Origin of the sequence: Skermanella stibiiresistens SB22, from assembly GCF_000576635.1 — a bacterium.
Classification (GTDB): Bacteria; Pseudomonadota; Alphaproteobacteria; order Azospirillales; family Azospirillaceae; genus Skermanella; species Skermanella stibiiresistens.
Genome location: NZ_AVFL01000009.1, coordinates 36706 through 50978, shown reverse-complemented (window position 1 = coordinate 50978; position 14273 = coordinate 36706). Strand labels below are relative to the sequence as shown.

The window sequence follows — 14273 nt, the reverse complement described above, 5'->3', positions numbered from 1 at the left end:
GCGCCACTCATGCATCCCTATCGGACCCACACCTGCGGTGCCCCGCGCGATACCGATGCCGGCCAGATCGTGCGCCTGTCGGGCTGGATCAATCGCAAGCGCGACCACGGTCAGCTGATGTTCATCGACCTGCGCGACCACTACGGCATGACGCAGTGCGTGATCGACAGCTCCAGCCCGCTGTTCCCGGTGGCCGAAGGGCTGCGTCTGGAATCGGTTGTCACCGTCACCGGCAAGGTCGTCCGCCGTACCCCCGAGACCACGAACGAGAAGCTGCCGACCGGCAGGATCGAGGTCCAGATCCAGGAGCTGGTGGTCCAGAGCGCCGCCGAGCAGCTGCCGCTCCAGGTCAACAGCGACGCCGACGCCGGCGAGGAGGTCCGCCTCCGCTACCGCTTCCTGGACCTCCGGCGCGAGAAGATGCAGCAGAACATCCTGCTGCGCTCGCAGGTGATCGCGTCGGTCCGCCGCCGCATGATCGAGCAGGGCTTCAACGAGTTCCAGACGCCGATCCTGACCGCGAGCAGCCCGGAGGGTGCGCGCGACTTCCTGGTGCCTAGCCGCATGCACCCCGGCAAGTTCTACGCGCTGCCCCAGGCGCCGCAGCAGTTCAAGCAGCTGCTGATGATGGCCGGCTACGACCGCTACTTCCAGATAGCACCCTGCTTCCGCGACGAGGACAGCCGCGCCGACCGCAGCCCTGGCGAGTTCTACCAGCTCGACTTCGAGATGTCGTTCGTGACCCAGGAGGACGTCTTCGCCGCGATCGAGCCGGTGCTCCACGGCATCTTCGACGAGTTCGGCGGCTTCCGCCGTCCAGTCAAGCCGGAGCTGACGCCGTTCCCGTTCCCGCGCATCCCCTATGCCGAATCGATGCTGAAGTATGGCAACGACAAGCCGGATCTGCGCAACCCATTGGTCATCACCGATGTGACGGCGGTGTTCGAGCGGGACGACGTCGAGTTCAAGGCGTTCAAGTCGGTGATCGCCAAGGGTGGCGTGGTCCGGGCCATCCGCGCGCCGAACGTCGGCGACAAGCCGCGCAGCTTCTTCGACAAGCTGAACGACTGGGCGCGGGGCTTGGGCGCACCGGGGCTCGGCTACATCCTGTTCGAGGCGGCCGGCGGCAAGGGCCCCATCGCCAAGTTCGTGCCGGAGGCGGCGCAGGCGGCCCTTCGCGAGACCGTCGGCCTGAACGAGGGCGACGCCGTCTTCTTCGTCTGCGACCAGCCGGCCCCGGCGGCCAAGCTGGCGGGCTTGGCGCGGACCAAGATCGCCGACGACCTGGATATCGTGGAGAAGAACGCGTTCAGGTTCTGCTGGATCGTCGACTTCCCGATGTACGAGCGCGACGAGGAGACCGGCAAGATCGACTTCAGCCACAACCCGTTCTCGATGCCGCAGGGCGGCTTGGACGCACTGGAGAACCAGGATCCGCTGACGATCAACGCCTATCAGTACGACATCGTCTGCAATGGCATCGAGCTGTCGTCGGGCGCCATCCGGAACCACCTGCCGGAGGTGATGTACAAGGCGTTCTCGATCGCGGGCTATCCGCCGGAGGAACTGGAAGCCCGGTTCGGTGGCATGCTGTCCGCCATGAAGCTGGGAGCGCCGCCGCACGGTGGCTCGGCCCCTGGTATCGACCGCATCGTCATGCTGCTGGCTGACGAGCCGAACATCCGCGAGGTCATCGTCTTCCCGCTCAACCAGCGCGCCGAGGATCTCCTGATGCAGGCGCCGGCCCCCGTGCCGTCGGAACGGCTGAAGGAGCTGTCGATCAAGCTCGACCTGCCGAAGCCCAAGGTCGCGGCCCCGGCACCCGGGGCGGTGCCGCCGACGCCCGAGGACACCGTGTCGCCCAAGGGGGCCTGATACGGGGGCTCCGCCGCTTCGGCTTGGAACCGGGGCGGCGGCTTTTCTCGTGTGCGCCCAGCATGGGCGTTCTCTAGCGGGTGTGAGTCCCGCCACAAGCTGGTCACGGCGAATGAAGTGAAGCGCAACCGCGGAAGGGCAACCGATCGTGGGAAGGAAGCGTGGATCGAAGCCGCGGGTCGACGAACAAGAACCGGATACGAGGCGGTGCCGACGAGGGCGAGCGCGAGAAGCGCGCCGTCAACCCTCTCGCCATGATCACCGTTGCGGTGATCCTTGTCCATATCAGCGACGCACCTGGTCCGCGCCGAAGTCGGTCGACGCGGAGACCGCGCGCCATTCATCGAGGATCGCGGAATCCCTCCGATGCTTATCCTCGATCGCCGCGACGGTGTCGCTGCCGAGTGGAAGTCGGACGGGCGGATGGGGAGCGTCTACGAAAGCCACCAGCACCTCCGCGAGCCTGTTCGGGTCGCCGGGCTGGTTATGGCTCAGTTCCGCGGCGACCGCGCGAACCCTGCCGGCCGTCTCGGCGTAGTCCGCGATGATCGTCGGGCTGACCGACAACGACGAGGCGTCGAGAAAGTCGGTGCGGAAGTAGCCGGGTTCGACGACGGTGACATGGATGCTCAGCGGCGCGAGTTCGTCATGCAGGGCCTCGCTCAGTCCCTCGACGGCGAACTTCGTGGAGGAGTAGACGCCGAAGCCTGCGGCACCTCGGTACCCGCCGATCGAGGAGATGTTGAGGATGCGGCCCGACCTCGCGCGGCGCATGTGAGGCAGCACGGCTCGCGTCACCGTCAGCAGGCCGAAGACGTTCGTGCGGTACACGGTCTCCACCTCGGCGGCGGTCGCTTCCTCCACCGCACCCATCAGCCCGAAACCCGCATTGTTGAGGAGGACATCGATGCGGCCGAAGCGGTTCACAGCGGCCTCGGCCGCCGCATTTGCCTGCGCCTCGTCCGTAACGTCCAAGGCGACTGCCAGCAGGTTTGGATGCTCGCCGAAGCGATCGGTGACCGCCTTCGGATCGCGGGCGGTGGCGACTACCGCGTCGCCTTGTTCTAAGGCCTTCCGGGCGACAAGGGCGCCGAGGCCGCGCGACGCTCCAGTGATGAACCAGACCTTCATTGGGGGAATCCTATCGTTGTTCGTGATGGTGGCCTGTCCCGCTACGAGCGCGGAGGGATCGGGGTGTGGAATGTCAGCTCCGCGTCGCGGGCCAGCAGTTCCGGGAAGCGGTCGAGGACGGTTTTCGTGTATGGCTGCGCGAAATGCGCATCGAGATCGGCCCGCGAGCGCCATGTTTCGTAGAGGATCCAGATGTTCGGGTCGTCGATGTCCCGGTGCAGTCGGTATTCGATCGAGCCCGCTTCAGCCAAGGTCGGTTCGACGAGGCCCCGCAGGGCTTCGCCGAGCGCTTCGGCCTGATCGGGTTTGGCGGTGAGACGCGCGACCACGGTCAGTCGATCGCCAGCCTCGGCGTTCGAAACGGCCGACGGATAGATCGTCTCCCAGGGCTCCGCCGGATCGGCGGACTTCGCCCATAATATGTCCGCGACGTCCGCCGCTTCTTTCGATCCTGGATCGACGAGGGTCGCCACGGTCGCCAGCCGGATACGGGTACCCCGGCTCGCCAAGGGTGCCGCCAATCCCTCGACGACATTGCGCAGCGCCGCCTTGCCGAGTCCAAGGCTGGCGTAGTCGGCATGGGGCGCGAGCGCTAGGCCGCCGCCCGTCACGAGAATGGTGCCACCGGCGTCGCCAAAGCGTTCGACGGCCGCACGGATCGTGTGGAGACCGGCCGCCACGTTGATGGCGAGATCGCTTACGACCTCATCGTCGCTCATGCTGAACAAATCCTGCTGGCGCACGACAGCGGCGTTGAAGTGCACGACGGTCAGTTTGCCCGTAAGGCGTTCCGCCTCGGCGAGGGCCGCGCGGATGGCTTCGGGACGGGACGCGTCGGCCGGCAGCGCGAATGCTCTGATACCTTGGGTTTCCAACTCGGCGACAATTGCGGACAACCGGTCCGCATTGCGGGCGATCAGGACGACGCTCCAGCCTTCGCGACCGAACCGTTCGGCGACCGCCTGGCCAATACCGGAACCCGCGCCGACGATGATGATGGACTTTGACATGGACATTTCCCCGGAACGGCCGGCGCTTGAAGCGCCGGCGATGTGGAATGATCAGGCGAGGACTTCCGCCAGTTCGATCAGATTGCCGAACGGATCGCGGAAGAAAGCCAGACGGCGGCTGATGGCGGGAAGCTCGAACGGCTCGGTGACGATCGTGACGCCGCGGCGGCGCAGTTCTTCGACCGTGTCGACAACACTCGCGACGTTCAGGCAGAAGTGGTGGTAACCCGCGTACTTGAGGCTGTCGCCGAGGTCGGTGTAGGGGCGGACGTCCACCGGTGCCGGCTCGCCTCCGCCAAGGACTTCGACGTGGAAATGGTCGTCGGTTGCTGGAGCGAGGTAGGCAAGCCGTTCATCGGCGTAATCCCACTCGGCCACGACGCGGAAGTCGAGCTTCTCGACATACCAGCGCTTGGCTGTCTCGAGGTCGGGTGTGCGGACGGCCACGTGGTGACCACGCATGTCGGCGAAGGGCGATGCGGTCTTGTGTGCGGGAGGAATGAAGTCGGCCATTGGTTTTCTCCTTGGTCGGTCCGGCGCCTTGCCGGGTCACGAGGAGAAATCTGCGCCTTCTTGACATGAAGGATTAGACGGCCAATCCTCGCATCGATACTGAGCGAGATTCATCAATGCGAGCGACAGACCTATCGGAACTTGCCGCCTTCGACGCCGTCGCACGGCACCGGAGCTTTCGTCGCGCCGCCGAGGAGCGCGGCGTCACCGCGTCCGCGCTCAGTCACGCGGTTAGCAATCTGGAAGCGCGGGTCGGCATCCGCCTGCTGAACCGGACGACAAGAAGCGTGAACCTGACGGACGCGGGGGCGATGCTGTTGTCCCAGCTCTCGCCGGCCTTTGGAGACATCGGTTCGGCCGTCGATGCGCTCAACCAGTTCCGCGACACGCCTTTCGGCAAGGTGCGCATCAATGCGCCGAACTCCGTCGCTCCCTTCGTCTTCCGATCCGTCATGGCCCCGCTGATGGCGCGGAACCCCAAACTCGAGCTCGAGATTGTCGCGACCGACCGACTGGTCGACATCGTCGACGAGGGTTTCGATGCTGGCATCCGACTTGGCGAGAGCCTCCGAGAGGGAATGACGGCGGTGAAGATCAAGCCGCTCCTGCGCTTCGCGGTCGTGGGGTCGGCGAGATACTTCGAGCGGCACCCGATGGTGAAGTCTCCCGAAGACCTTCGCAACCATGTCTGCATCCGCAACATCTACCCGAGCGGGGCGCCGTATCCCTGGGAGTTCTCCCAGGCGGGAAGGATCATCGAGTTCGAACCGACCGGGCCGCTCTCGCTTGACGATCACGAACTCATGGTCGAAGCGGCTCTGTCGGAGGTCGGTCTCGCATATGTTTGGGAGGAGAGGGCGCGTCCCCACATCGCGGACGGTCGGCTGGTCGAGTGCTTGGCGTCCTGGAGCGCGCCGATGGAATGGCTGTATCTCTACTACCCGACGCGCAAGTTCATGTCGGCGGGCCTGCGCGCGGTGATCGAGGCGCTACGCGTTTGATCTCGGAGCCGAAAATTTCCGACACATGGCGGCTATGGCTGGCGGGTCGGCGTTTGTGGTGACTCGCTGTTCCGGGACCGCTGAACGCGGTCCTGGCGTGAGAGAACCTTCCGTGGGCCATGAAGCGGATGCGGTTCAATCAGGGGGCGGCGGGCGGGTCCTGCAGCGGCGTCTCCTCGGCCAGCTTCACCTGACAGTGAACGAGGCCAAGAGCGCCGTCACCTCCGCCTTTGGCCGCCAACGGCCGCCGCTGGTGGCGCAACAGCGGGATTCTCCCCACCACCGTTCTCACGATAAAATGGGCCGACCAGATGGGACCGCCAAGACCCGCCTGACATCAATCCCTCGAGCCGCCCGGTGCGGACCGGCATCCGGCTGGTATGGCATAGGGTGCGATCCGATAGGATCGCACCCTATGTTGATTAACGCGTCCGATGTGGCCGAAGCCGTTAGCCGCGGTTCCACCAACCCTTGCGGGCGGGCTTGGACTCCTCGGCCGACTCGTCGGCGACCGGGGCAACCTCCTCCGGCTGGACGGCCGTTTCGGCCACCGGCTCGGGAGTTGGCTCGGCTGGCGCCAGCGCTGGCGTCGGCTCCTGCGGCTCGGCGATCGGAGCCGGCGCCTCCTCGACCACGGCGGCCACCTTCTTCTTGCGCGGCGCCGCCTTCTTGCGCGCCGGCTTGGCGGGCGGTTCGGCGGCGGCGGCGGGCTCGGTGACCGGAGCCTCGGCAACGGCGGGCGCTTCCGGAGCGGCGGCTTCCGCGACCGGCTCGACCACCTTCTTCTTGCGCGGCGCCGCCTTCTTGCGCGCCGGCTTGGCCGGCGGCTCGACCAAGGCGGGTTCGATCACCGCAGGCGCCTCGGCGACCGGCTCCTCGGTCACTGGCTCCGGCGCGGGCTCGGGGGCAGCCGGTACCGCCGCGATGTCGGCGACGATCTCCGCCGGGATCGCGGGATCACCCACGGTCACGGGTGCTATCTCCTCCGCGACAGGCTCGGCTTGCGGCTGCTCCGCGACCGGTGCTGGTTCGGGCTGGGCTTCTGGTTCAGGCTCGGGAGCGTGCGGCGGCAGTCCGATATCGCCGAACGGGTCGCCCAGATCGTCGTAGTACGTCGTCTCGGGCACCCGCGCCGCCACCGGCTCTGGAACGGAAACCGGCGCTGGCTCGGCACCTGGCTGGTCCTGGGGCTCGCCCGGCTGGTCACCGTCCTCGGTGAAGCCGTTCTCGAACTCGCCCTCGCCCCGGCCACGACCGCGCCGACGTCCACCACGCTTGCCGCGGCGGCGCTTCTTGCGGAGGCCGTTGGCGTCGGTCTCGTCCGACGTGCCGCCCTCGCCATCCTCGGTGTCGTCGCCGTCGTCCGCGTCGTCATCGCCATTCGTCTCGGCGTCGCCGTCGAAGTCCTCGGCGGATTGGTCGAGCGCGGTTTCGTCGGCCTGATCCTCGGCGGTCTCCTCGCGATCCTCGTCGCCCTGATCGTCCGTCCGGGCCTCTGACCGGTCGTCGGACCTGCGGCGGCGGCGGGACCGGCGGCGGCGGCGGTCGCCCCGTTCCTCCGTCTGCTCCTGGGGAGCGGCGGCGGAGGTGGCGGCCTCGGCTTCCGAAGCCTCGACGGCTTCGGCGGCCTCCTCGACCTCGGTGACCTCGTCCTCCTCGGCTTGGCGCTCGAGCAGGCGGTCGGTCTCCGCGTAGATCCTCTCCGGGCTGATCACCGGCGCGATCTCCTCGCCGGCCTGGCGCGCCTTGATCCGCTCCAGCCGGAATTCCGGCGGGATCAGGGTGTCGTCGGCGAACAGGAAGACGCGGAAGGCGTAGCGGCGCTCGATATCGGCCAGCGCGTCGCGCTTCTGGTTGAGGATGTACAGCGCGATCTTGGTCGCGACATGGACCGTGATCTCACTGGACCGCTTGCGGATGCCCTCCTCCTCGATGGCGCGAAGGACATACAGGGCGGCCGATTCGATCGAGCGGACCATTCCGGTGCCGGCGCAGTGCGGGCATTTCTCGAAATTGGTCTCCATCAGGCTCGGGCGCAGCCGCTGGCGCGACAGCTCCAGGAGCCCGAACGGCGAGATGCGGCCGAGCTGGATGCGCGCCCGGTCGTTCTTCATCGCCTCCTTGATGCGACGCTCGACGGCCGCGTTGTTGCGCGCGTCCTCCATGTCGATGAAGTCGATCACGATCAGGCCGGCCAGATCGCGCAGCCGAAGCTGGCGGGCGACCTCGTCGGCGGCCTCCAGGTTGGTCTTGTACGCCGTCTCCTCGATGTTCCGCTCGCGGGTCGAACGGCCGGAGTTGACGTCGATCGCGACCAGCGCCTCGGTCTGGTTGATCACGATGTAGCCGCCGGACTTCAGCTGGCAGACCGGGCTATGGATCGCGTCGATCTGGCTTTCAACCTGGTAGCGGAAGAACAGCGGGATCGTCTCGTCCTGATAGAGGTGGACCTTGCGGGTGTGGCTCGGCATCAGCATGTGCATGAAGTCGCGGGCCACGCGGAAGCCGGCCTCGCCCTCGACATGCACTTCGTCGATGTCGTTGGTGTAGAGGTCGCGAATCGACCGCTTGATCAGGTTGGCTTCCTCGTAGATCAGCGCGGGGGCGCTCGACTGCAGCGTCAGGTCGCGGATGCTGTCCCACAACCTGAGCAAGTATTCGAGGTCGCGCTTGATCTCGGGTTTAGTCCGCTCCATTCCCGCCGTGCGCAGGATCACCGCCATGCCCTCGGGGATGTCCAGATCCGACAGCATCTCCTTGAGGCGCTTGCGGTCCTGCGGGTTGGTGATCTTGCGGGAAATGCCGCCGCCGCGCCCGGTGTTGGGCATCAGCACGCAATAGCGGCCGGGCAGGGACAGGTAGGTCGTCAGGGCGGCGCCCTTGTTGCCGCGCTCCTCCTTGACCACCTGGACCAGCAGGATTTGCCGGCGCTTGATGACTTCCTGGATCTTGTAGCTGCGCAGCGGGCGGGGCCGGCGGCGCTGGACGTCCTCCGCCTCGTCGCCGCCGAGATCGTCGACCGAGTTCTCCTCGCCATCGCCGCCGCGGCCACGCTGGACCCGGCGGTCCTCGCCGCGGCCGCGCCGGGAGCGCTGGCCATCGCCCTCGCTGTCGCCGGCCTCGGTGGTCCCGTCCTGGCGGTCATAGCGGTCTGAGGCGTCCGAGTCGTCGCCGTACCCCTGGTGCGGCGCCTCGGTCTCGGCGCCGGCGCCGAACTCGACGGCGGGAGCCGGAGGCTGCGTCGATTCCTGATGGATGGCGTCATCCACCGAGGGAGCGGCCGCCGCTTGCGGCTGGGCATCCTCGGGGAAATTGGCGTTCGGGTCGTAGGGCTCGCTCCGCTCGTCGCGGGGCAGGCTGGCCGGCTGGTAGGTCGTCGGCTTGCCGTCGTCGCCCGATCCGTCCGGGTCCTGCTCGCCGCCAGCTTGGTCACCGCCACCCTGTTCGGGCTCCGGCGTGGCGTCGGGAGCCCGTTCGTCCGGGGCGAACCAGTCCTCCGGAATATCGTCCGGCGCATGGGGAGCGGGGGCTGGGGCCTGCTGGAAGTTCTCGGCCGGAGCGTGGTCCGGCGTCGGCACCGCATCGGAGGGGGCGCTCTCGTACGGCGGCTGGTCGCCACCGACATCCGCCGTTCCGGCGGGGGACGCCTCGGAGGGCGGCTGATCGGAGCCGCCAGCCTCGCTCACGGTCGACTCGGATCCCTGGCTCGGTCCGGAATTCTGACCGGGGTCGTTGCGGTGGTCGCCGAACGACTCGGAGCGTCCATGCCGGCGGGCACCGCGGCCGGGTCGGGGATCGCCCATCTCGATATCGGACCCGATCGTGTCCTCGCGCTCTTCCAGGTCACGCTCCTGGGCGAGCAGCGCTTCGCGGTCCGCGACGGGGATCCGATAATAGTCGGGGTGGATTTCGGAGAAGGCCAGGAAACCGTGGCGATTGCCACCGTATTCGACGAAGGCCGCCTGGAGCGATGGCTCCACCCTCGTCACCTTGGCCAGGTAGATATTACCCTTCAACTGCTTCTTGCTGGCGATTTCGAAATCGAGCTCGTCCAGCTTGTTACCACTGACGACGACGACCCGAGTCTCCTCGGAATGCGTCGCGTCAATCAACATGCGCTTTGCCATATGTCTACCTCATGACGCCGCCGGGCCCCCGCGCGACTCACGGGTGGCGGCGCGTCATCGTCAAAGGCGAAGCGTTCGGCACGGTACCCACCTGATCGTCTAACGGCGCTTTCCACAGCAGCCAGGACGGGCGGTGCACCGGACGCCGGGCTCCGGCCCGTCGGGGCCAAAGCCAGCTTCAAGGTTTCTCCTCCACCGCAGGTTCCGTAAGCGTCACCCGGCCGGTGCGCTGCCCGAAAAAACCAAGGATTGGCAGCGCGTTACCCGAAGGCGACGCCGCCTTTCCCAAGAAGGGATCGGCGGAATGCGGTATGTCGCACCCTTACCATAATGGGGGGCGGGACTTTCCTCAATCACAGAATTGTCGTGAAGCCGTGTTGCCGTTCAACCACCCGGTTGCAGCCGGCGGTGGTGGGGCCGGCCTCGCGGTGGGGCGGGAAGCGGTGGGCGATCAGGGTGGGTGAAATCATGCGGTTTCTGATGATCTTGCTTGAACTCTTTGATTTCTTTCGGGTATATCTACCTCGAAGTGTATCAATAAAGCCCTTGCGGAGGCCGACGCTGCGCGCGCTGTTCCTGGTACTCGCCACTTTCTGGCTGGTCGTCGCCCTCGGGGGGCAGGCGATGGCTCGTCCCGCCGTGATCGACGCGCGGCTGGGCGTGCACCCGGACAAAACCCGGTTCGTGATGGAAGTCTCCGAGGCCGTCGATTTCCGGATCTTCACGCTGCCGGATCCCTACCGCGTCGTCGTCGACCTGCCCGAGATGGATTGGGACGCCTCGGCCAACCGGGGAGCCGCCACCGCTGGCTTGATCCGGGGTTACCGTTACGCACCCAACCAGCCGGGAACCCTGCGTCTGGTGATCGAAACCGCCGGCCCCACGCGCGTCCGCGAGGCCTTCCTGATCCCCACACGCGACGGCAGACAGCCCCGGCTGGTGGTGGATCTCGAGTCGGTCAGCGCTGGCGCCTTCGCTGGTGACCTGAACAGGGTCGTCACGTCGACGGGAGGCGACGTCTCGCGCGCCGTCCAGGAGCGGGTCTCCCCGCCAGCCGCCCCCGCCTACACCGTTCCGGTCGCCACCATTTCGAATTCGGGCAGGCCGGTGGCCCGGCTTCCCGAACCTCCCGCCGACACGGCGGCGGTCACCCTATCCCCGATGGACGCGGCGATCATCCCGCCGAGGCTGCCCTCGGGTCCGCGAACCGCGGCCGATGACGGAACGGTTTCGGCGACCCTGGCGGCGCTGGGTGGGGGCGCGGTGCCGCTGCCGCCGAAGCGGCCGGGGCCGCGGACCGACGCCCGCCGGGTGGTGGCGCTGGACCCGGGCCATGGCGGGATCGATCCCGGCGCGATCAGCGTGACTGGGGAATACGAGAAGGACATCACGCTCGCCATGGCCCGCGCGGTGCGCGACCAGCTGACCGCGACGGGTCGCTACCGCGTCGTGATGACGCGGGACAGCGATGTCTTCCTGCGCCTGCGCGACCGGGTTGCGCTGGCCCGCGAGGCGGAGGCGGACCTGTTCATCTCGCTTCACGCCGACTCGATCGGCCGCAGCGACATGCGCGGCATGTCGATCTATTCCCTGTCCGACAAGGCGTCGGACAAGGAGGCCGACATGCTGGCGGCGCGCGAGAACCGGGCCGACGCGCTGGGCGGGATCAACCTGACGGCGGAGAACGACGAGGTCGTCAGCATCCTGATCGACCTGGCGCAGCGCGACACCATGAACCAGTCGCGGCGTCTGGCCAACATCCTGGTCGGCGAGGTCGGGCGCCACACCAAGCTGGTGCCGCGGCCGCACCGGTCCGCCGGGTTCGCCGTGCTGACGGCCCCCGACACCCCCTCGGTGCTGATGGAACTTGGCTACCTGTCAAGTCCCCAGGACGCGCGTTTGCTGGGGCAGGCGGAACACCGCGACCGCATCGCGCGTTCAATCCTGCGGAGCATCGACCGATATTTCGCGGCAAAGTCCGGCGTCGGCAGGTCTTGACCTCAACATCGCCCCATTCGATCTGCTAGATTGATCTCCAAGTGGGTTTGGTCCCAAACGCTTCGCATCCACGGCCGGCCGCCGAACGGACGCGGAAGCGTTTTTCATTCGTGGAATACTGATGCGCATACTAGCCGGAATCCTGTCCGCCGTTCTGTTCCTGGCCGTGGTGGCCGCCGGCGGCGCCGTGTTCGCGATCCATCATTTCAGCCAAGGCTTGCCGGAATACACCCAGTTGGCGGATTACCAGCCGCCGACCGTCACGCGCGTGCACGCCGGGGACGGACGGGTCCTGGCCGAGTTCGCGACCGAGCGGCGGGTCTTCATCCCGATCGAGGCGATGCCGAAGCGCGTCATCCGCGGCTTCATCTCCGCCGAGGACCAGAATTTCTACAGCCATCGCGGCGTCGACTTCGTCGCGATCCTGCGCGCCATGGTCACGAACGTGGAGAACATCGCCACGGGCCGCCGCATGATCGGCGCGTCCGGCATCACCCAGCAGGTCGCCAAGAACTTCCTGCTGACCAACGAGGTGTCGTTCGAGCGCAAGATCAAGGAGGCCATCCTGGCCTTCCGCATGGAGCAGGCGTTCTCCAAGGACCGCATCCTCGAGCTGTACCTGAACGAGATATTCCTGGGCAACCGATCCTATGGCGTCGCCGCCGCCGCCCTCAACTATTTCAACAAGCCGCTCGACGAGTTGACCATCGCCGAGGCGGCCTATCTGGCGGCCCTGCCCAAGGCGCCCAACAACTATCATCCGGTGCGCCAGCACGACGCGGCCATCGCGCGGCGCAACTGGGTGATCGGGCGCATGCAGGAGGATGGCGCCATCACGGCGGAGGAGGCGGCGGAGGCCAAGGCCGAGCCGCTTGAGGTCCGCCGCCGCGACGAGACCGACTACGTCACCGCCGATTACTTCGCCGAGGAGGTCCGCCGGGAGCTGTTGGCCCGGTTCGGCGAGCGCAGCCTCTACGAGGGCGGCTATTCCGTCCGGACCACGGTCGATCCCAAGCTCCAGGATATCGCCACCAGCAGCCTGCGCGACGGCTTGATCGCCTACGACCGCAAGCACGGCTGGCGCGGTTCCGTCGGCAAGCTGGAGAGTTTCGACAATTGGTCCAAGCAACTAACCGACATGGCCGTGCCGCCGGGTGGCGAGATCTGGCGGATGGCGGCCGTGCTCGAGGTTGAAGCGGACGAGGCGCTGATCGGCCTGGCGGATGGCGCCAAGGGCCGTGTTCCCCTGGCCGAGCTGAAATGGGCGCGCCGCTGGGTCGAGGGTGAAAGAACTGGTCCCGAGGTCAAGCGGGCCGGGGATGTGGTCGCGAAGGGCGACGTGATCCTGGTCGAACCCGTCACCAAGGACGCCAAGGGCAAGGACCTGCCGGCCGGTGTGTACGGCTTGCGCCAGATCCCGGCGGTCCAGGGCGGTTTGGTGGCGATGGACCCGCACACCGGACGCGTGCTGGCGATGAGCGGCGGCTTCAGTTCCCGCATCAGCGTCTTCAATCGCGCCACCCAAGCCTTGCGCCAGCCGGGCTCGTCGTTCAAGCCGTTCGTCTACATGGCGGCGTTGGACAATGGCTTCACCCCGTCCAGCCTGGTGATGGACGCGCCGTTCGCGATCCAGCCGGGCCCCGGCCAGCCGCTGTGGCGGCCGCAGAACTACTCCGAGGATTACCTGGGCGCCACCACCCTGCGGGTCGGCATCGAGAAGTCGCGGAACGTCATGACGGTCCGTCTCGCCAACAGCGTCGGCATGGACAAGGTCGCCAATTACGCCGAGCGGTTCGGCATCGTCGACAAGCTGCCGCGGGTGCTGTCGATGTCGCTGGGCGCCGGCGAGACGACGGTGCTGCGCATGACGACCGCCTATTCGATGATCGTCAACGGCGGCAAGAAGGTCGTGCCCGCCTTCATCGACCGCATCCAGGACCATACCGGCAAGGTCGTGTTCAAACACGACACCCGGCCGTGCCCCAGCTGCTCGGGCATCGAGTGGTCGCCCGACATGGCGGTGCCCGACGTGCCTGACGCGCGCGAGAGCGTGATCGATCCACGGACCGCCTATCAGATGGTCTCGATCCTGGAAGGCGTCGTCCAGCGCGGCACCGCAAAGACGATCGCGTCGATCGGCAAGCCGCTGGCCGGCAAGACCGGCACCACCAACGACGCGCTCGACGCGTGGTTCGTCGGGTTCTCGCCAGATCTGGCGGTCGGCCTGTATATCGGCTTCGACCAGCCGCGCTCGCTGGGCGCCAAGGAGACGGGCGGGACGCTGTCGGCCCCCGTCTTCAAGGACTTCATGGCCGACGCCCTCAAGGGCGAGCCGGCGACCCCGTTCCGCATGCCACCCGGCATCCGTCTGGTGCGGGTCGACGCCGCCACCGGCCAACTCGCCGAGCCGGGCCAGCGCAACGCCATCTGGGAAGCCTTCAAGCCCGGCACGGAGCCGCGCGAGGGTGACTACTATGTGCTGGACGGCAGCGATGTCGCGGCGGGGGGCTCGGTCAATGGCGGCGCCTATCTGCCGCCGGGCAGCGTGCCGCCGCCCGGACGCGGCCAGGATCCGGCGCCGGCTTCGAGTGGGACGGGCGGCCTTTACTGAGGTCGCT

8 protein-coding genes are annotated in these 14273 nt (G+C 67.3%); 4 read left to right on the top strand and 4 right to left on the bottom strand.

What is annotated here, in order from left to right:
* Positions 1 to 9 precede the first annotated feature (9 nt).
* The gene (aspS, locus tag N825_RS13825) at positions 10 to 1875 is read left to right on the top strand and encodes an aspartate--tRNA ligase (RefSeq protein ID WP_051512340.1); all 1866 of its coding nucleotides are present in this window, start codon (positions 10 to 12) and stop codon (positions 1873 to 1875) included.
* Between the two features lie 285 nt (positions 1876 to 2160).
* On the opposite strand, the gene N825_RS13820 is transcribed toward aspS, so the two are convergent.
* From N825_RS13820 to N825_RS13805, 3 genes are read right to left on the bottom strand one after another with little or no spacing between them, the layout of a single operon-like run.
* The gene (locus tag N825_RS13820) at positions 2161 to 3006 is read right to left on the bottom strand and encodes an oxidoreductase (protein WP_037452629.1); all 846 of its coding nucleotides are present in this window, start codon (positions 3004 to 3006) and stop codon (positions 2161 to 2163) included.
* Positions 3007 to 3047: 41 nt separating this feature from the next.
* On the bottom strand, positions 3048 to 4016 hold the full coding sequence (locus N825_RS37895) for an SDR family NAD(P)-dependent oxidoreductase (RefSeq protein WP_084164743.1): 969 nt from the start codon (positions 4014 to 4016) through the stop codon (positions 3048 to 3050).
* Between the two features lie 51 nt (positions 4017 to 4067).
* Positions 4068 to 4529, bottom strand: coding sequence for a VOC family protein (locus N825_RS13805; protein ID WP_037452626.1), 462 nt, complete (start codon positions 4527 to 4529; stop codon positions 4068 to 4070).
* Positions 4530 to 4645: 116 nt separating this feature from the next.
* Between N825_RS13805 and N825_RS13800 the strand changes: the two genes are divergently transcribed.
* A complete protein-coding gene (locus tag N825_RS13800; RefSeq protein WP_037452624.1) occupies positions 4646 to 5530 on the top strand; it encodes a LysR family transcriptional regulator in 885 nt (294 codons plus the stop codon).
* Positions 5531 to 5979: 449 nt separating this feature from the next.
* Here the strand turns inward: N825_RS13800 and N825_RS13795 are convergent, their stop codons facing one another.
* A complete protein-coding gene (locus N825_RS13795; protein WP_084164715.1) occupies positions 5980 to 9657 on the bottom strand; it encodes an Rne/Rng family ribonuclease in 3678 nt (1225 codons plus the stop codon).
* Positions 9658 to 10203: 546 nt separating this feature from the next.
* On the opposite strand from N825_RS13795, the gene N825_RS13790 reads away from it, so the two are divergent.
* Both N825_RS13790 and N825_RS13785 read left to right on the top strand, forming a co-directional pair.
* Positions 10204 to 11655, top strand: a complete 1452-nt coding sequence (locus N825_RS13790) for an N-acetylmuramoyl-L-alanine amidase (protein ID WP_051512338.1) — start codon at positions 10204 to 10206, stop codon at positions 11653 to 11655.
* A gap of 121 nt (positions 11656 to 11776) precedes the next feature.
* Complete coding sequence (locus tag N825_RS13785; RefSeq protein ID WP_157619180.1) at positions 11777 to 14266, top strand: penicillin-binding protein 1A; 2490 nt, start codon at positions 11777 to 11779, stop codon at positions 14264 to 14266.
* Positions 14267 to 14273 lie beyond the last annotated feature (7 nt).

What these genes read in the sequence shown, in the direction of transcription:
- N825_RS13800 (WP_037452624.1), top strand. Translation starts at nt 4,646, where the DNA reads ATGCGAGCGACAGACCTATCGGAACTTGCCGCCTTCGACGCCGTCGCA.
- N825_RS13805 (WP_037452626.1), bottom strand. Translation starts at nt 4,529, where the DNA reads ATGGCCGACTTCATTCCTCCCGCACACAAGACCGCATCGCCCTTCGCC.
- N825_RS37895 (WP_084164743.1), bottom strand. Translation starts at nt 4,016, where the DNA reads ATGTCAAAGTCCATCATCATCGTCGGCGCGGGTTCCGGTATTGGCCAG.
- aspS (WP_051512340.1), top strand. Translation starts at nt 10, where the DNA reads ATGCATCCCTATCGGACCCACACCTGCGGTGCCCCGCGCGATACCGAT.
- N825_RS13785 (WP_157619180.1), top strand. Translation starts at nt 11,777, where the DNA reads ATGCGCATACTAGCCGGAATCCTGTCCGCCGTTCTGTTCCTGGCCGTG.
- N825_RS13820 (WP_037452629.1), bottom strand. Translation starts at nt 3,006, where the DNA reads ATGAAGGTCTGGTTCATCACTGGAGCGTCGCGCGGCCTCGGCGCCCTT.
- N825_RS13795 (WP_084164715.1), bottom strand. Translation starts at nt 9,657, where the DNA reads ATGGCAAAGCGCATGTTGATTGACGCGACGCATTCCGAGGAGACTCGG.